Origin of the sequence: Clostridium autoethanogenum DSM 10061, assembly GCF_001484725.1 — a bacterium.
In the GTDB taxonomy this organism is placed as follows: Bacteria; Bacillota; Clostridia; order Clostridiales; family Clostridiaceae; genus Clostridium_B; species Clostridium_B ljungdahlii.
In genome coordinates, this window is record NZ_CP012395.1 from 1,126,541 (window position 1) to 1,145,012 (window position 18,472).

Here is an 18,472-nt window from a genome sequence, read left to right on the forward strand (position 1 = left end):
TTGATTTTTCAGCTATGTACTCAATTCTTTTATCTACTTTTTCAATTTCCTCAGTTATTCCATTATTCTTTCGAGTGTCCTTTCGGAGGCGTCTACACCGTCTTTAATTCTTTCTTCGGACACCGTAATTGCTTTTAATATATTACCTGTTTCCTGGCCTATTTGTTGTACAAGAGTATTAATATCCATTGTTGCAGTCTTTGACTGCTCTGAAAGTTTCTTTACCTGATCCGCTACTACTGCAAAGCCTTTACCCTGTTCACCTGCTCTTGCCGCTTCGATTGCTGCATTCAACGCTAAAAGGTTTGTTTGTTCCGACACCTGATTTATAAGATTGACTATATCTACAATCCTTTTTGTTGAATCATTCAGTCTTGTCATCAGACTAAAAACATTTCCTGATGAATCTGAAATGTCTTTTACTATATCAGTAATATTATTAACTAGTTTCTCTCCACTCTTTGTCTCTTCTTTCATTTTTAGACTCAATGACTTTGTCTCACAAACAACATCATTTATGATTTTTGCGGATTTCATCAAGTCATCAACATCTCCTAAAACTTCTTCTAATGTTGATGAATTCTCCTGAGCATTAGCTGAAATACCACTAAGTTGAGAAGATGCACTTTCCATGCTAACTTTAGCTTCTTCAAATGCATGTGTAAGATTCTTAAGCAAATTACTAAGGTCATATTCCTTCTCAAGAGATTTTGCAAAACCCACTGCACCGATACATTTTCCATCTTCATCTCTTACAGGAAAGGTTACAGCCTTGAAAGGAAAACCATAAACATGTTCTGGTACTATTTGGCAGACTATTCTATTTTCACTTACTGTCTTATGTAGTGGATCATCTTTTGGCACATCCTCTCCAGTCTTAATGTCTGCAACCATCTTATCTCCAGGAAAATAGCCAAGAAATTTTTGGCCATCCATCAAACAAACCATGACATCTTCCTGTATTATTTCTTTTAAGTTAGGAAGTACCATCAAATAATTTCGATAAATACCTTTTGTTGATGAGAAAATCATAAATAACATACCTCCATTTCTATACATAACTTTTAATAAATATGTTTAATAAATTATATCACAGATTAAACCATTTATTTTGAGTAAAAACTATTTAATTCTATAATTTTCGACAGAATTATACTCTTATATGTATATTACTTAGCTGATTCCAAAATAACATTTGTAAAATTCAAATAATGAAAACTCTCTAAATTGTTTTGGACTTATAAGACTAGTGGATGAAACTGGATCTGCAAATCCAATAGATACACCTAACTTAGACACTTCATCTATATATCTATTATTACATTCTGCTATATAACTACTACCCCAGGGGTGCAAATACCGATCCTTGTTTTGAAACTAAAGCTTCTTTTGTAATTTTAATGAACTCATGACATGCCTTTGTTATATAATCTCCTTTTCTATAAGCCACAGCAAGTATGAAGTTTATGTCATCTATTAAAAAATAGTTCTTGTAATTGTTTGTGTTAAAAAACCTTATTACACTTTCTGGGACTAAGGTAAAGCCCATACCTGCATTTGCAAGATTATATGCAGTATCAATATTTCTAGTTTCAATAAGAATATTAGGTTCAAATTGTGCACGTTTAAACAATTCATCTGCAATAAATCTTATTCTATGCCCTGGTTTTATTAGGATGAATTTTTCATTTTTTAAGCAGGTGAAGTCGAACTTTTGCCTTTTTTCAATTTCTATAAGAGAGCGGGTATGCTGTCCAAGAGGAGCTACTAAAAATACCCTTTCAATTGATATAGGTTCATATACTATACGACTATCTTGTATTGGTAAATGCATAATGGCAATATCAATTTCTCCTGCAAAAGTTAAAGTAAGAGGGCTTGTAGATCTGTCAAATAGTTTTACTCCTAATTGTTTTTCCAATCTCATAATATACTCACTTAAGGATGGTTGTGATATATAAAGTTTTTTTGCTGCTTTAGAAAAACTATTTTCTTCTGCTATAGCTATTACATATTCTAATTGATGAAAATTCATAGTAATAAAATTCTCTCTTTGTACGAATTTTAATTTATTAAGTTAAGTCATTATAGTATTATCCTATCAATTATATAACATTAATAGTATTATTCAAATAATATTATTGAATTTATAATAGACTTGAGTATTATTTGATACAATATAAGAGGTAATATAACATGAAACTAATATCAAAATTAAACATTACATTTTCTGCTCTTAAGCATAAAAACTTTAGATATTTTTGGACAGGGCAGTGCCATTTCATTTAAAGAATATTGAAACTTGTAGTAACATTTAATACCAAAGATGAAATACTTGAAAATGTAGACATATTAGTAGAAGGTCCAAAAATCACTTCAATAGGTAAGGAACTTAGTGTACCTGATAAAACAGAGCTAATAGATTGTACCAATCTTGTAGCTTTACCTGGATTTGTAAATATCCATCACCATTTTTAACATATTATCAATACTTTAAAAGTCCTATAATTCTTTATTTATTCAAGTTTTCTTACATTAAATCATTGTTTTAATCGACCTTTTTTTAATTTATGTAATTAATTTTTTATTTGGTTATAGACATACTAAAAACCCTCAAGTACATCACCTATACTCAAGGGTTCTACTCAACTATATTTTCTTTTTTCAAATTTTAAACTTATTCATTTCTTCTATCATTTGGTTAGTCATATTATTGAGCACTTGTGCTGAAGAAGCCACTTCTTCTGTTGAAGCGTTCATCTCCTCTGATGATGCTGAAATTTCTTCTGATGATGCTGAAGATTCCATTGAAATTGAAGATAATTCATCTATTCTAGTCAAAATAGTTTTCTTATCATTTTCTATATTCTCAGCGGAACTTTTAACTGTTTCAATCTTAGGAATTACTTCGTCCACTGCTTGTACTATTTTCTTGAAGGATACTATTGAATTGCCTACAATTTTAGCTTGATTCATCATTTCATCACTCATCATACCAGATTCTCGAACTATAGTGTCAGCATTCTTGGATATTACATTAATTAATTTGCTAATGTTTTCTGATGAATTTTTTGATTGTTCTGCAAGTTCTCCTATTTCCTCTGCAACTACTGAAAATCCTTTTCCCGCTTCTCCTGCTCTAGCTGCTTCAATATTAGCATTTAATGCCAATAAATTTGTTTGTTCTGCAATACTATTTATTAAACTTGTGATTTCATTTATTTCATTTATATCTTTTCCAAGTGTCATAATTTTACTATAGAATTCTTTAAATGAACTGCTCACATTTATTACCGACTGATTTAATTCATTCATTTCCCTACTACTATCATTTGCCATTAAACCTATCGCTCTAGAATTTGAATCTACAACCTGTATTTCCTTAACTATTCCAGATAATTTTTCACTAAATTTATTAAGAATATCGGTTATATGTATTAGATTTTGTGATTGATTACTTGTTCCTTCCGCAACTTGAGATATTGCTTCTGTAACATTCTGTGATACATTTGCTATTTCTTCTGAAATAGACGATAAGTTTTCTGACTGCATATTAATATTTGAAGAAATCTCTTTTATTTTTTTAATCATGTTTTTTAATGACTCCTGCATTACTTTCATCGAATTAGTCATATCGCCAACTTCATCTCTTGATTTCAAATACTTAGTAGAAACTTCTCCACATAAATTGCCTTCTGCCAATAATCTCAAATGCTTAGAAGTTGATCTTATTCCTTTAGATATATTATTAGCAATTACAAAAATTACACCAAGTCCTATTAGTATAAATATTATGGATGATGTCATAACAGAATTTCTTAAACTGCCTAGTTCTGATAGTATCTCATTTTTTTCTACTTCAACTCCTACAGACCAGTCCGTTCCACTTACTGGAGCATAACCAATGTATTTCTCTGTTCCACCATATTTATATTCACCCATTCCTATTTGCCTAGCAATCATTTTATTTTCAATATCTGCTAAAGGCTGCAAGCTTGCATCTTTTTTTGACTCTTTAATCATATTTTTCATTTTTAGTACTGAATTTCTATCCTTATTAGCAATAGTAGTTCCCACTTTATTTATCATAAATCCAGTTCCCGTTTGTCCAAATTTAATTTGATCAGTTAAACCACTTAATTTATTACCATCTCGTGCTTCAATCAATACTCCCACAATTTCATTATTGCATTTAATAGGAACTGCATATAAAACAACAATCGTTCTATCAATTATGCTCACTGTTGGATCTGATACGTTGCTTTTACCTAATAGTGCTTTTTTAAAATAGCTCTTACTTTTAGAAATAGCACTTTCCCCTTGAGTATTATGTGAATTCCCATCCGTATCTACAATTGCCATCCTAATACTGCCAATTCTTTTGGATTCCTGTAAAAGAATTGGTAGTTTTTTTTGCCAAGGAATGTTAGGATCTTTTATATCATCTCTCGCAGCAATTGTCCCTAAGGTACTTAATTCACCATCTATCCTTCCTTGAATATTGCTTGCAGTTTGCTCTGCAATTTTAGGTAAAGTCTTTTTTAAATTAGACTTTAATGCATTTGATGAAGTCGTAAATGAAATTATGCCTAGCCCTATACATATAACTCCTATTAATAATGTAAAACATGTCATTAATTTTGTTTTTATACTTTCCATAATACCTCTCCTTGGTAAAATTAATACTTAAAAATAATTAATCATCTTCTATTGCTTAGTGACAGTTCAGTTACATCGCATATTTCGTTATAGCCTCTATTTTGAAGTAAAAAAGGATTTTTTAAGACAACAACGCTCAAGCTTTACGGCAAGGTACATGGCAATAGTTTCAAAATGTTTACGCATAAATGCTGCTGACATTTGATATCCACATTGATTTTTCTTCTTTAAGAAATATGCTTCAATTATTTTTTTGCTGTACTACTGTGGAAACTTATTCACATTAATTAATCTTAGTTTGTACGAAATTTAGGTAATTACATAAAACTGCAGCACCTTTTAGTCCTCATCATCCTTATAATAGTTAAATTTCCAGGTAAAAATAAAAGGAAGGCTTCCTGTAGATAAAGTGCTTCCTTTTATTTAAAGATTTGTTTTTGAACTTGTTCAGATGATTCATAACGTACATCTTGAGTAAGCTCTCTAATATTCTATAGAACGATTTCACTACTGCATACAATTCTAAACTGTACCAGAAACACTCCATTCTAGGCAGTAGCACCTCTTTATATGTATAAATAAAATTAATATATACTAAAGTGCAATCTTTTAATAATTAATTAAACTAATTTAATCAATTAATTTACAATATTACATTAAAAACGTTTTATATAGTATAGTTATAAATAGTACCTTAAATAATAATGCAAATGGATAAGTTGCACCATATCCAGTAGCCGCCTCATCACTACCTATTGCATCAACAGCAGCTCCCAATCCAGGTGTTGAAGTCATTCCTCCACATATAGATCCTGCTAATATAACCCAATTTAATTTAAATATGTATCTTCCAACTAAGAATCCCATTAAGATAGCTACACAGACTACTATCAATCCCATAAGAGCTAACATTGCTCCTGCTCCTGCAAATATGGTAATAACATTATATCCATAACTTAAACCAACTGTTGCTAAGAAACATACTAATCCAAACTGTCTTATTGCTCCTAATATTTTTCCATTCATTCTGAAGCTAATCATACCTATTTTACCTACGTTACTGAATACAAGAGCACTTATTAATACCCCTCCCGGCGTACCTAATGAAAACTTTCCTAGTTTTCCTAAACCAATATTTATTGATCCTATAAAGTATCCTACAAAACACACTAAGGCGAATGCAGCAAGATCAAAACCAATTTCTTTAATATTTCCCTTTTCACTATCAGCAGCAACTTCGCTCATAGCTGATGAAAACATTTCTTTTTCTTTTTCTATATCTATTCTAAAAAGTTTAGGAAGAATAGCCATAGACAATATAATTGTTACTACACCAAAAGGAAATGCTGCTGTAAATCCTGAGCTTACATCTGATTGGACAGCTTTAATAATTGATGATTTTTGTTCATCTGTTAACTTAGTAGTATTTTCTGGTGTTAATTTTCCCGATTTGTCAATCATTTTTAATACTTCTTTTTTCTGTTCAGTAGATAAAGAAGTATATGTTGATGCTATTTCATTTCCATGTCCTTTAGCAGCATCAAGTGAAGCCGCTAAACCTGGTGAACTTGTAAGAGCACCAGAATATATGCCAGATACCTCATGAGAATTAAAACTTTTATTAGTTTTTAAGAATACACAAGTTAGTGCAGCTCCTGTAAATGTAATTACTAAACCTACTATAATCAGTTTAGCTCCATATTTTTTTAATACACCTTTTATATCCTTTCCAGCTAAAAGGCCAACCGCACCAATAAATAAAATAAGAAATAAATTAAAAAGGTCTTGAGATATAAGTCCCTTATTTATTGCTTGTTGTGCTGCCTTGTACACTGGAGAACTACTCTTAATATTCCTTGCATATGTTAATACTGACCAACTTAAAGCAATACCCGAAAACAATGCTCCAGAAAGTCCAAAACGAAATTGGCCAATTCTTATTTTTCCAAATAAAATTCCTAAAAATACTGCAGCAAATAGTAATACAAATGGGTTGAGTATAAAATTACTTAAATTAAACATTTTTTAACACTCCTTCGTATATGATATAGCTTTTTATTAACTTACACCATTCTATTTAAATGACAAACGATTACATTAATATATTAAGTAGTAATATTTATTACTACTTAATATTGTCCCTTGTATAAACATAACCTTCCATTATTCTACGTGCTGTTCTAACAACTTTTACACATTCAATTTTTTTTCCATTCATTTTAGCTGCTGTCTCCATGACACCACCTGGATGTCCTATTCTTACCTTTCCATTATTGATTCTTGTTATCTTATTAACTAAAGTTCCTTCAATGCTTGCTGCTGTTGTTATACATACTGCACCTGTTATCGCTAGCGCCTTATGAGGTTTTTGCATTGACATCATTCTGACAACTAAATCCATATTATCTTTACTTATTTCTTTCCCACTTAAATCTACATATTTATTAGGCATTGATATTATTGTAGCTTTTGGTACTGCTGGAGATTTCTTTGTTGCCTCATCTTTGCTTGCAAATCCACATAGTTCTGCTGCTATAGAACGTATTTCTTCTATTAATTTTAAATTATTTTCTGTAAACTCATCTGGTAACTCAGTACCTTTTAAACCAATATCATCAGCATTTATAAATACTAATGGATTTGCAGCATCAACAATAGAAATACTTATTTTTCCTACAGAAGTTTCTATGGAATCTAGTACATTTCCTGTAGGTAATAATTTTCCTGTAACTGCACCCTCTGAATTATAAAATGAAAGATAAACTGGTGATCCTGGATTAGGTACTCCAGGTATATATGTATTACCTTTTTCTTTTGCTTGTTTATTTTCAATTTCTACTTCTGATACTATCAATTTATTTGTGTTTGTATTTAATATTTTAACTTTTGCTTTATTACCATCTGCCTTTATAATACCTTCATTAATTGCAAATGGTGCAACAGCTGAAGAAATATTCCCACAATTTCCTTTAAAGTCAACCATTCTGTCAGTTAAGCTAACCTGTGCAAATGTATATTCTACATCGTAATCTTCTTTATCTGATTTTTTTATAATTGCTACTTTACTAGTCAACGAATTTGCTCCACCTAATCCATCAATTTGCTTAGCATCTGGACTTCCCATAACTTCTAAAAGGAAATCACTCCATTTATTTTTATCTTTTGGCATATCCTCATATTTAAAGAATGCACCTTTACTTGTTCCACCTCTCATAAGAGTACATTGAGTTTTATTCATTATAACTCCTCCTTAAGCATTAAATTGTCAACATTTTTTGTTTAACATTGTATACAGTATACCTGTATACAATGTCTTTGCTAACTATATCATCTTTTTAACATAATTTAATTGACCGCCGCTTATCATTACTTCTTTTTGTCTATCTGAGAAAATAACAAAAGCCTTTATTTCAAATCCTTGAGTTTTATCTATTACAATAAACTCACCCTTACTAACTTGCTCTCTAACATTTTTAACAACCAATACATCACCTTGATTTATTTTGTCATAATCAGCCTTATCTTTAAATCTCAATGGCAAAATTCCATAATTAATTAAATTATCATGATGTATTCTTGCAAAAGATTTTGCTAAAATTGCTTTAACGCCTAAATACATAGGTGCAAGTGCAGCATGTTCTCTACTTGATCCTTGTCCATAATTTTCTGCCGCTACAATAATTCCACCATTATTTTCTTTTGCTCTTTTAGAAAATGTAGGATCTATTCCATTAAATACATATTGTGATATAGCCGGAACATTCGATCTTAATGGAAGAATTTTAGCACCTGCTGGCATTATGTCATCAGTTGTAATATCATCTCCTACTTTTAAAAGTACCGCTGTATTTATTTCTTCTTCTAAATCTCCTCTTAATGGAAGTGGTTTAATATTTGGACCCCTTCTAACAACAACATCATCTGTTTTATCTTTTGGTGCAATTATCATTCTATCATCAATAATTCTTTCTTTTGTGTCTTTTATTTTACTTATAGTTTCCAAATCTATGCCATCATAATCTCTTGGATCAGTAATTACACCAGTTATAGCACTAACAGCTGCAACTTCTGGACTTGCTAAATAAACTTTTGCATCCTTTGTACCACTTCTTCCAATGAAGTTTCTATTATTTGTTCTTAAGGAAACCCCTCCTGATTGAGGTGCTTGTCCCACGCCAACACAAGGCCCACAAGCACTTTCCAGAATTCTAGCTCCAGCAGAAATTAACTTTTGAAGTATTCCATCTCTAGCTATCATTTCAAAAACTTGTTTTGATCCTGGTGCTATGCAAAGACTTACATTAGGATTTAAGCATTTTCCATCTAAAATAGTTGCTGCTTTAGCTAAATCAGAATAAGATGAATTAGTACAACTTCCTATAAATACTTGACTTACCTTAACATCACTAACATCTCTTACCTTAACTACCTTATCTGGCATATGTGGTTTAGCAACCAAAGGTTCTATTTCATCAAGATTTATTTCTATTAGTTCATCATATTCAGCATCTGAATCAGCTTTAAGTTCTATCCAATCAGCTTCTCTTTTTTGATCCTTCATAAATTCATAAGTAACTCTATCACTTGGGAATACAGATGTAGTAACTCCTAACTCTGCTCCCATATTAGTTATAGTACATCTTTCTGGTACGCTTAAAGTTTCTACTCCTGAACCACTATATTCTATTACTTTTCCTACTCCATTTTTAACAGTCATTCTTCTTAAGAGCTCTAATATTATATCCTTTGCTGCAACTCCTGTTCTTAATTTTCCAGTTAACTTAACATTTATAACTCTAGGCATAACTAGATGAAATGGCTGTCCAGCCATAGCCATAGCTACACTCATTCCACCAGCACCTATTGCTATCATACCTAAAGCACTAGAAGTAGGAGTATGACTATCTGAACCTAGTAAAGTTTTTCCTGGTCTTGCAAATCTTTCTGAATGTACTTGATGACATATTCCGTTTCCTGGCTTTGAGCAGTATATCCCATATTTTGCAGCAATAGTCTGTAAAAATGCATGATCATCTGCATTTTCAAATCCTGCTTGTAATGTATTATGATCAATATAACTTACTGAAACTTCAGTTCTTACTCTTGGTATTCCTAATGCTTCAAAGGATAAATATGCCATTGTACCTGTAGCATCTTGTGTTAGTGTTTGATCAATTTTTATTGATATCTCTTCTCCAGCAATCATTTTTCCTTCTACTAAATGTGATTTTAAAATCTTTCTAGTTATATTTTCTCCCACTATTATTTACCTACCCTTCCTAAAAATTAAAATGTTTGCTTCACTAATTGTATACCTGTATACAATTAGTAAGCCAATTTTATACTACTTTATTTTACTTGCTTTATAACATCGATAATAGTACCATCTCTATATTCAACTACACCAACAATCTTGTCACCATATTCAATTGCCTTAGGCTTTCCTGTAATTTCTTCTGCCTTTTCTCTTAACTCTTCTATAGTACATACTGGAAGCTTTGCTTTCTTAAATTTTTCAAGTAAATCTTTTCTAAGAGGATTTACTGCTATTCCCCTGTCTGTAACTACTACATCTACTGTTTCTCCTGGAGTTATTATAGTATTTACTTTCTTCACAACAGTAGGTATTCTACCTCTAATAAGCGGACAAACTATCATAGAAAGTTTTGCTCCTGCTGCAGTATCACAGTGTCCTCCTGATGCTCCCCTAATTACTCCATCTGAACCTGTAATTACATTGACGTTAAAGTCTGTATCTACTTCCAGTGCACTTAATATAACTATATCCAATTTATTAGAAATACATCCATTATTATGTGGATTAGCATATAGGGATGAACTTATTTCATAGTGATCTGGATTTTCTCCTATGGATTTTGCTGCTATTAAGTCAAAGCTCTGTACATCACAGATTTTTGAAATAAGACCCTCTTTTTGCATTTCTACAAACTGGCCTGTAATTCCACCTAATGCAAAGCTGGCTTTAATATCTTTTTCGATCATCTTTTCCCTTAAAAATCTTGCTACTGCAAGGGATGCTCCACCGGAACCACTCTGGATTGAAAATCCTGGTACAAAATATCCTGAAGCTTCAATTGCTTCTGCTGCATACTGTGCAATCAAAAGTTCTCTTGGGTTCTTTGTATATCTTGTTGCACCGGATGCTATTCCCTTAGGATCTCCAATTGCATCTACCTTAACTACATAATCTACATTGTTTTGTTCTATACTTGCAGGTACATTTGGATATGGTACCAAATTGTCTGTAATAAGTACTACTTTATCTGCATATTCTGCGTCTATTTTAGCGTATCCTAGTGAACCACAAAAGGATTTTCCTGTATATCCATTGGCATTTCCATAGTCGTCACAGCTAGGTGCACCTAAAAATGCCACGTCTATTTTTAAATCTCCTGCTTCTATAGCTCTCGCTCTTCCACCATGGGAACGTATTATAATAGGTGTATCTAAAATTCCATTTGATATAGCTTCTGCAAGTGGTCCTCTAACACCACTAGTTATGATTTTAGTAACAACACCATTTTTTATGTGTTCAATTACTGGTTCATGGACACTGCTTAAAGAACTTGGCGCTAAAGTTAAGTTCTTTATTCCCATTTCGGCTATGACATCCAGCACCATGTTTAATATGTAATCTCCTGCTCTAAAGTGGTGGTGGAATGATATTGTCATGCCATCCTTTAATCCTGTCTTTATTACAGCTTCTTTTATGCTCTCAAGCAATTTACTTTCTCCAGGTTTTATACTGGATATTTTTCTTGCAAATTTTTTCTTTGTTGGTTTGAAATCAAATGGTCCCCCATAAGGTACCAGCTTTCCAATTCCTTCTATGTAATCTGGTATTTCTCTTCCTATTTTATTCTTAGTCAATGTCTTCTCCTCCTTCACTTACGCATATACCTGAAGCTTCTGCTAACATCAAAGCTCTCTGTGCACGTTCTATAATAGGTTTATCTACCATTTTTCCATTTAGTGAAACTACTCCAGATCCTTTTTCTGCAGCATCTTTTGCAGCTCTTATAACACGAACGGATTTATCTATTTCTTTTTGTGAAGGTGTATATATCTTATGGACAGGAGCAATTTGTCTTGGGTTTATTACGGACTTTCCGTCAAATCCTAACTGCTTTATAAGCTTTACTTCATTTATGAATCCTTCTTCATTGTTTACATCAGAAAATACTGTGTCAAAGGCGTATATTCCTGCTGCTCTGGCAGCTAATAATACATGGCTTCTTCCTGCAAGAAGTTCTATTCCATCTAAAGAACGGGTTGTCTTTAAATTAGTAACATAGTCTTCTGCCCCTATTGCTATTCCCATAAGTCTTTTGCTTGCTGTAGCTATTTCATAGGCATTCATAACTCCTATAGCGCTTTCAACAGCTGCCATAATTTTTGTCTTTCCAACAGGTATTCCTGATTGTTTTTCAATTCTTTCTATTTCCTTTTCTACATCTATAACATCTTGTGCACATTCTGTCTTTGGAAGTCTTATAACATCAGGTTGTGCCCTTACTATTGCCTCTAAATCTTCCATTCCAAAAGGTGTATCAAGTCCATTTATTCTTACTACTGTTTCTGTACCTTCATAATCTATGGATTTTAGTGCATTGTATACTAAGAATCTAGCTGTATCCTTTTCATTTAGGGATACTGAATCTTCTAAATCAAACATTAGAGAATCTGCTCCATATATATGTGCATCCTTAACCATTCCTGGATTGTTTCCCGGTACATACATCATTGTTCTTCTTAACTTGTACATTACTTTTCCACCTCCCAGTTGAATTTTGTTTCTTCTGCTGCCCTCATAACTGCAGCTTGTACCCTTGCTTTTATAACACAATCTAAGGCTCCTTTGTCATTGGCACCTACAATGGCACTTTTTACATCTAGTTCTTCTAAAGTGTCCATTATAACTTTTTTTATCTTGTCTCCAAATTGTTTTTCCACGGAACTTTTTAACTTTATAGCCACCTCATTCTCCGGATTAGGCTGTACTGATATTGTAATATCGCTGGACTCAAATGTTCCTGCTATAGCAGCTTTTTTTATTTCCATAAGTGAACCTCCTATATTAAATCTATTTATTTTGAATTTTATTAATTATCGGTATTGCCTCTTTTGAACACAAAAATCTGTAGGTAGTGTTCGGTACTAAATTTTTTACCTGTGAAAGTTTCTGCTCTTTATCAGATTTCTTACCTTATGCTGTAAATTTATTATTTCTTTTGTGCTACATCCATAACTGCTTTGGAAACTGCATCACAAACATTTCTATTAAATACACTTGGTATTATATATTCTTCATTCAATTCATCTTTCTTTACTAAATTTGCAAGACCTTTAGCTGCTGCAATTTTCATTTCATCACATATTTCCTTAGCTCTTACACTTAAAGCTCCCTTAAAAATTCCCGGGAAAACTAAAACATTGTTTATTTGATTTGGAAAATCTGACCTTCCTGTTGCTATAACTTTAGCTCCTGCTTTTTTTGCTTCCTCAGGCATTATTTCAGGTGTTGGGTTGGCTAATGCAAAAATTATACTATCTTTGTTCATACCTTCTACCATTTCACCAGTTACTACATTTCCAGCAGAAACACCTATAAAAACATCTGCATTCTTCATTGCATCTTTTAATGTTCCCTTTGCTAAGCCTCTATTTGTTACCTTTGCTATTTGTTTCTGAGGTTCGTTTAAGCAATTATCTCCTTCGTAAACTATACCGTTTATGTCACAAAGTACTATGTTTTTTACTCCTGCTGAAATCAAAAGCTTAGCTGTTGCAATACCTGAAGCACCAGCACCGTTTATAACAACTTTTATATCACTAATATCTTTATTTACTATTTTCAAAGCATTGTACAGGCCTGCTAACACTGCAATAGCAGTACCATGCTGGTCATCATGATATATTGGTATATCTAATTCTTCTTTTAACTTATCTTCAATATAGAAACATTCAGGTGCTTTTATATCTTCAAGATGTATTCCTCCAAATCCCGGTGCAATGTTTTTAATAGTATTTACTATATCATCAGGATCTGTAGAATCTACACATATTGGTATTGCATTTACATTTGCAAATCTTTTAAGTAACAATGCTTTTCCTTCAACTACAGGAAGACCTGCTGCTGGTCCTATATTTCCAAGTCCTAGTACTGCAGTTCCATTTGTAACTACAGCTACTGTCTTTCCCTTTATTGTATACTCATATGCCTTTTCTTCATCCTTGGCAATTTCCAGACATGGACCTGCTACACCTGGTGTATAAGCTACTGCCAAATCATCACCGTTTCTCAATGGCATTGTTCCAACGATTTCTATAGTACCGTGTTTTTCTCTATGTAATTTTAAGGATTCTTCTTTTACATTCATAACCATACTTTTTTAATCAAATTGCAAAATTCCAACAATCTGATTACACCTCCTTATTTTCCTATTTCTATTTTAATAGCTACTTCTAGAATTAAATAAATTTTTTAATATATAATGCCTTTTCATTTGCTTATAATTGTATACAGGTATACAATTGTAAGCAAAAAATATAAACATAAATTATTTTATATTACACTTTTATTCTTATATTTTACATCGTATACTTGTATACAATGTAAAATATAACTAGGAAAAGCTTTACTGTTTTTATAATAATACATATTTAAGAATTTTGCAATCGTTTTTTGTGAAATTTAAATATATATAGTATTTCAAGTCTAAAAATAGCTTATACTAGCCATATACATACAATTTTTAGCACATTAAAACTTTTAATAAGTTTTAACCTCAATATTTTTAAAACAATTTTGTTAGTATATTTTATCCGATGATTACCTACTCTACTACTCCAACTTCTCCAAATGTACGTTACGAGCAGCTACCTCCCTGAATAACGATTTTTCCTAAAGGATAACGCCTTCTAAGTGCTAAAGCACTAAGAATTCTGTTTCTAAGCATCAGGTGGAGTCAAAACTCAACCCGATGCTTAGAAATCTGTTTATGTATAAGTTATTTTTAATTAGGAACCCTATTTAACGAAAATCTAGAACAACGATTATCGTGCAATTAAAAAAACCACTTATTTGTGGTTTAAAAATGATTCTTACACTAGTTAAAATGCTATTTTGAATTAAGCAAAGTAACCTTCAATGTACTCTATAATGTATCTTTTTATTAACTTAACTATAACAATATGACAAAAAACACAGCCATATTTTCATTACTATTTGTACCGTTGGCAGTAATAGTTACAAAATAAAACTTAAAATAAATGAACTTCTTTTTCAATAAACTTCTTAGCATTTATAGTATGCTTTCTGCCTATTTTTTCAGCTAACTTTTCATCTTTTTTTTCAAAAGCTTCTATAAGTTCTTTATGTTCCTTCATAGCTTGCTCTCTTCTTTTATCCATAACCAAAGTAGCCTTTCTCAATTTTGATAAATATTGATAAATTTGCTTCATCTGATCTATAAGTCTTTTATTACCAGTTAAATATAGTATGATATTGTGAAATTCTCCATGTACTGACCAATATTGTGCTATATTTTCATCACCAATATACTGATCCATTTTACAAATTTTTTCTTTTAATTCGACTATCTGTTCTTCAGATATTCTAGAACATGTTAACCTAAATGCTAACCCCTCAAGTACTTCCCTAATTTGATAGATCTCTATAATATCTTCTTTTGATATTCCCTTAACAATAGTTCCTTTTCTAGGAATATTTTCAGCCAAACCTTCTATTTCTAGTTGTCTAAAAGCTTCTCTAACAGGTGTTCTACTAACTCCCATGTTTTCCGCTATAAAAGTTTCAACAAGTCTATCTCCTGGTTCAAGATTACCATCAATAATTGCCTTTCTTAATCTTTCAAAGACTATTTCTCTGATGGGTCTTAAATCTGTAACTTCAATTTTTTCAAATAGTGAACCCATATAATCTCCTTACTTAATTTAATATTTAATACCTTATCAACGATCACTTACAGTTATTATAATATATACATTTTTAAATTACAATTATTTGAGATCATTAGTTTGTGTCAAGTTCTAGTGGGCAACTTCTTGGTTAAAATTTTTCCATTATAAATTCAGTTAAAATCCTCCTCTCAATGATCTTTGCTCTCGGATAAAAAGGGCACACTTCTCCAAATGCCATTAAGTTAATGATTTTGCGTCAACTGAAAGCATATATGCTTTTGATTAGTGCTTCAACATTAGGTGCCAGCACTGCATTCATACATCTAAAATAGCGCAGGCAAATTGATAAATCCTCTCTTTATATGAATTTTAATTTATTAAATTAAGTCATTATAGTATTATCCTATCAATTATATAACATTAATAGTATTATTCAAATAACATTATTGAATTTATAATAGACTAAGAGGATTAATAATAGGAAAAGAGGATTTAATGAATGCAATCTCTTTAAATTCTACAGTTATTAATTTGGCAAAGATTGTTGGACCTTCTATTGCAGGTATCTTGATGGTGAAACTCGGTACTACTACCTGTTTCTTTATTAATGGAATAAGTTTTATACCTGTTATTTATGGAATATGTAGAATAAAAGTTAAAGAGAATAAGTTAAAGAGAAATAATCAGAATGTAATAAAAGAAATTAAAGATGGTATTAAATACATAGCAGACAATGATATTTTAAAATTTACAGTTCTACTTATGATTATAGTATGTGTATTTTCAGCAAATTCGGAAGTTATAATACCAGTATTCACAAGTGAAATACTAAAAATGGGAGCAAAAGAATACAGCTTTCTTTTATCAGCATTTGGTGTAGGAGCATTAAGCGGTGCTATTTTTATGGTACTAAGAAGTAAGCTTGGACTTAGCAAAGCCATACAAATTGGAGATGCAATATTAATATCAATAGCTCAAATATTTACATACTTTTTTAGGCAATATTATATAGTTGCTATTTTGATAGTGTTTATAGGATTTTTCTATTTGACATTTTTAAATATGTCAAATTCTATCTTGCAGCTTAATATAACAAATGAGTATAGGGGACGGGTTATGAGCGTATATTCTTTAATTACTTCAGGTTCTGCTCCTATTGGAAATTCATTTGCAGGAGCTGTTATGCAGCAGGCAGGTGCAGGCTTTGGATATTTTACATGCGGTTTATTTACACTACTATTAACAGTTACTTTATTAATCATGAAAAGCAAATCCAAGAATAGAATTTAAATAATAAAAAGCTATACAAGCATTCATAAAATTGGTAATATAATGTTAGAAGAAAAACAACTTTATATTTAAATCAGTGTCGAGTTAACCACTTTGAATATACTCATTCAAAGCGGTTTTTTTGTTTTCTAAGGGGGATTTTATTATGGAAGCATTACTTTTAAAGAATATTGGAACTGTAGTAACATTTAATGACAAAGATGAAATACTTGAAAATGTAGACATATTAGTAGAAGGTCCAAAAATCACTTCAATAGGTAAGAAACTTAGTGTACCTGATAAGACAGACATAATAGATTGTACCAATCTTGTAGCTTTGCCTGGATTTGTAAATACCCATCACCATTTATATCAAACCTTATTTAGAGGAATAAAAGAAGTTCAAGAAAAACCGCTTTTTCCATGGCTTATTGGATTATACGAATTTTGGAAAAACATAACTCCCGATGCAGTATATTATGGTGCTTTAGTTGGTTTTAGTGAACTATTAAGAACCGGATGCACCTTAACTTCAGATCATCACTACGTGTTTCCAAACAATCAGCCTCAAACTTTAATAGATGATGAAATCAGAGCAGCAAAAGAAATAGGAATTCGCTTTACTGCCACAAGAGGTTCCATGTCTTTAGGACGGGATCAAGGAGGGCTTCCTCCAATGACAGTTGTTCAAGAGGAAGATAAAATATTAGAGGATAGTTATAGACTTATAAGCAAGTATCATGATGTAAATGATTTTTCAATGACAAGAATCGCACTAGCACCCTGCTCACCATTTTCAGTTACGAAAGAGTTAATGCTTAAAACGAAGGATTTAGCTAGAAAAAGAGGAGTTATGATGCATACTCATCTTGCAGAAACGCTGGATGAAGAGAGATTTTGTATTGAAAAATACGGAAGAAGACCTTTTGAACTTATGGAGGAACTTGAATGGGTTGGCTCTGATGTTTGGTATGCACATGGTATATATCTTAGCGATGCAGAAATAGATAGATTAAGTGGAACAGGTATTGCACACTGTCCTTCATCCAACATGAAACTCAGCAGTGGAATCTGCAGGACTTCTGAAATTGTTCAAAAAGGCGGAAAAATAAGTATAGGGGTCGATGGAAGTGCTAGTAATGATGGTTCTAATATGTGGGAGGAAATTAGACGTGCCTATCTTCTAAATCATTTAAAGTATGGAACAAAAGGACTTAATGCTTATGAAATGTTAAAAATTGCAACAAGAGGTGGTGCAGATGTACTTGGAAGAATTGATACTGGAAGGCTAGATAGAGAAAAAGCTGCAGATATAATATTATTTGATCTTAGTGGAGTTGAATATGCAGGATGCCATGATCCACTTGTTTCGCTAGTATGCCTTGGAAACTCAAGTTATACAAAAATGACCATTGTTAACGGAAAAATAGTTTCAATAGATGGAAAACTTATTACCATGAATACAGATGAAATAGCAAAAAACGCCCATAAAATTGCTCAAGATATAGTTAAACATGAAAGAGAAAATAATCTGTAAGGCAAGGAACACCGATTAATAATAAACTTTGCTATAAGTATAGTACAAAAGTTACTGACGAAA

General features: G+C 31.7%; 14 protein-coding genes and 1 pseudogene. 3 read left to right on the forward strand and 12 right to left on the reverse strand.

Going from position 1 to position 18,472, the window contains the following annotated elements; all coding sequences use genetic code 11:
- Positions 1–54: 54 nt before the first annotated feature.
- From CLAU_RS04955 to CLAU_RS04960, 3 genes and pseudogenes are all read right to left on the reverse strand, one after another.
- The gene (locus tag CLAU_RS04955; protein ID WP_023162084.1) at positions 55–1,032 is read right to left on the reverse strand and encodes a methyl-accepting chemotaxis protein; all 978 of its coding nucleotides are present in this window, start codon (positions 1,030–1,032) and stop codon (positions 55–57) included.
- A 177-nt stretch (positions 1,033–1,209) separates the two neighbouring features.
- A pseudogene (locus CLAU_RS21095) lies at positions 1,210–1,332 on the reverse strand (methylcobamide--CoM methyltransferase); the annotation flags it as partial.
- Positions 1,333–1,339: 7 nt separating this feature from the next.
- Positions 1,340–2,035: a LysR family transcriptional regulator gene (locus CLAU_RS04960; protein ID WP_023162085.1), complete on the reverse strand. Its 696-nt coding sequence runs from the start codon at positions 2,033–2,035 to the stop codon at positions 1,340–1,342.
- Between the two features lie 260 nt (positions 2,036–2,295).
- Between CLAU_RS04960 and CLAU_RS04965 the strand changes: the two genes are divergently transcribed.
- Positions 2,296–2,478 carry an amidohydrolase family protein gene (locus CLAU_RS04965; RefSeq protein WP_029170214.1) on the forward strand — a complete coding sequence of 61 codons (183 nt, stop codon included), beginning with the start codon at positions 2,296–2,298 and terminating at the stop codon, positions 2,476–2,478.
- Positions 2,479–2,664: 186 nt separating this feature from the next.
- Here CLAU_RS04965 and CLAU_RS04970 read toward each other — a convergent pair whose 3' ends face one another.
- The 9 genes from CLAU_RS04970 to CLAU_RS05010 form a co-directional block, all read right to left on the reverse strand.
- On the reverse strand, positions 2,665–4,659 hold the full coding sequence (locus CLAU_RS04970) for a methyl-accepting chemotaxis protein (RefSeq protein WP_023162086.1): 1,995 nt from the start codon (positions 4,657–4,659) through the stop codon (positions 2,665–2,667).
- 651 nt (positions 4,660–5,310) lie between these two features.
- The gene (locus CLAU_RS04975; RefSeq protein ID WP_023162087.1) at positions 5,311–6,681 is read right to left on the reverse strand and encodes an aspartate-alanine antiporter-like transporter; all 1,371 of its coding nucleotides are present in this window, start codon (positions 6,679–6,681) and stop codon (positions 5,311–5,313) included.
- Positions 6,682–6,784: 103 nt separating this feature from the next.
- Positions 6,785–7,897 (reverse strand): 2-methylaconitate cis-trans isomerase PrpF family protein, encoded by a 1,113-nt coding sequence (locus tag CLAU_RS04980; protein ID WP_013239683.1) that lies wholly within the window; start codon positions 7,895–7,897, stop codon positions 6,785–6,787.
- Between the two features lie 84 nt (positions 7,898–7,981).
- Positions 7,982–9,919: an aconitate hydratase gene (locus CLAU_RS04985; protein WP_023162088.1), complete on the reverse strand. Its 1,938-nt coding sequence runs from the start codon at positions 9,917–9,919 to the stop codon at positions 7,982–7,984.
- Between the two features lie 89 nt (positions 9,920–10,008).
- Positions 10,009–11,550: a citrate lyase subunit alpha gene (gene citF, locus CLAU_RS04990; protein ID WP_023162089.1), complete on the reverse strand. Its 1,542-nt coding sequence runs from the start codon at positions 11,548–11,550 to the stop codon at positions 10,009–10,011.
- A complete protein-coding gene (gene citE, locus CLAU_RS04995) occupies positions 11,543–12,445 on the reverse strand; it encodes a citrate (pro-3S)-lyase subunit beta (RefSeq protein WP_013239686.1) in 903 nt (300 codons plus the stop codon). Before citE ends, citF begins: the two co-directional genes overlap by 8 nt.
- A complete protein-coding gene (gene citD / locus CLAU_RS05000) occupies positions 12,445–12,741 on the reverse strand; it encodes a citrate lyase acyl carrier protein (protein WP_013239182.1) in 297 nt (98 codons plus the stop codon). The genes citE and citD overlap by 1 nt, the downstream gene beginning before the upstream one ends.
- Positions 12,742–12,902: 161 nt before the next feature.
- Positions 12,903–14,066, reverse strand: coding sequence for an NAD(P)-dependent malic enzyme (locus CLAU_RS05005; protein ID WP_023162090.1), 1,164 nt, complete (start codon positions 14,064–14,066; stop codon positions 12,903–12,905).
- An 877-nt stretch (positions 14,067–14,943) separates the two neighbouring features.
- On the reverse strand, positions 14,944–15,618 hold the full coding sequence (locus tag CLAU_RS05010) for a GntR family transcriptional regulator (RefSeq protein ID WP_013239688.1): 675 nt from the start codon (positions 15,616–15,618) through the stop codon (positions 14,944–14,946).
- 462 nt (positions 15,619–16,080) lie between these two features.
- Between CLAU_RS05010 and CLAU_RS05015 the strand changes: the two genes are divergently transcribed.
- Together CLAU_RS05015 and CLAU_RS05020 are read left to right on the forward strand one after the other, a co-directional pair.
- Positions 16,081–16,893, forward strand: a complete 813-nt coding sequence (locus CLAU_RS05015; RefSeq protein ID WP_275935559.1) for an MFS transporter — start codon at positions 16,081–16,083, stop codon at positions 16,891–16,893.
- Between the two features lie 145 nt (positions 16,894–17,038).
- Positions 17,039–18,409 (forward strand): 8-oxoguanine deaminase, encoded by a 1,371-nt coding sequence (locus CLAU_RS05020; protein ID WP_023162093.1) that lies wholly within the window; start codon positions 17,039–17,041, stop codon positions 18,407–18,409.
- Positions 18,410–18,472: the final 63 nt, after the last annotated feature.

What these genes read in the sequence shown, in the direction of transcription:
- CLAU_RS04955 (WP_023162084.1), bottom strand. Translation starts at nt 1,032, where the DNA reads ATGATTTTCTCATCAACAAAAGGTATTTATCGAAATTATTTGATGGTA.
- CLAU_RS04975 (WP_023162087.1), bottom strand. Translation starts at nt 6,681, where the DNA reads ATGTTTAATTTAAGTAATTTTATACTCAACCCATTTGTATTACTATTT.
- CLAU_RS04980 (WP_013239683.1), bottom strand. Translation starts at nt 7,897, where the DNA reads ATGAATAAAACTCAATGTACTCTTATGAGAGGTGGAACAAGTAAAGGT.
- CLAU_RS04970 (WP_023162086.1), bottom strand. Translation starts at nt 4,659, where the DNA reads ATGGAAAGTATAAAAACAAAATTAATGACATGTTTTACATTATTAATA.
- citD (WP_013239182.1), bottom strand. Translation starts at nt 12,741, where the DNA reads ATGGAAATAAAAAAAGCTGCTATAGCAGGAACATTTGAGTCCAGCGAT.
- CLAU_RS05005 (WP_023162090.1), bottom strand. Translation starts at nt 14,066, where the DNA reads ATGGTTATGAATGTAAAAGAAGAATCCTTAAAATTACATAGAGAAAAA.
- CLAU_RS05010 (WP_013239688.1), bottom strand. Translation starts at nt 15,618, where the DNA reads ATGGGTTCACTATTTGAAAAAATTGAAGTTACAGATTTAAGACCCATC.
- CLAU_RS05020 (WP_023162093.1), top strand. Translation starts at nt 17,039, where the DNA reads ATGGAAGCATTACTTTTAAAGAATATTGGAACTGTAGTAACATTTAAT.
- CLAU_RS04960 (WP_023162085.1), bottom strand. Translation starts at nt 2,035, where the DNA reads ATGAATTTTCATCAATTAGAATATGTAATAGCTATAGCAGAAGAAAAT.
- citE (WP_013239686.1), bottom strand. Translation starts at nt 12,445, where the DNA reads ATGTACAAGTTAAGAAGAACAATGATGTATGTACCGGGAAACAATCCA.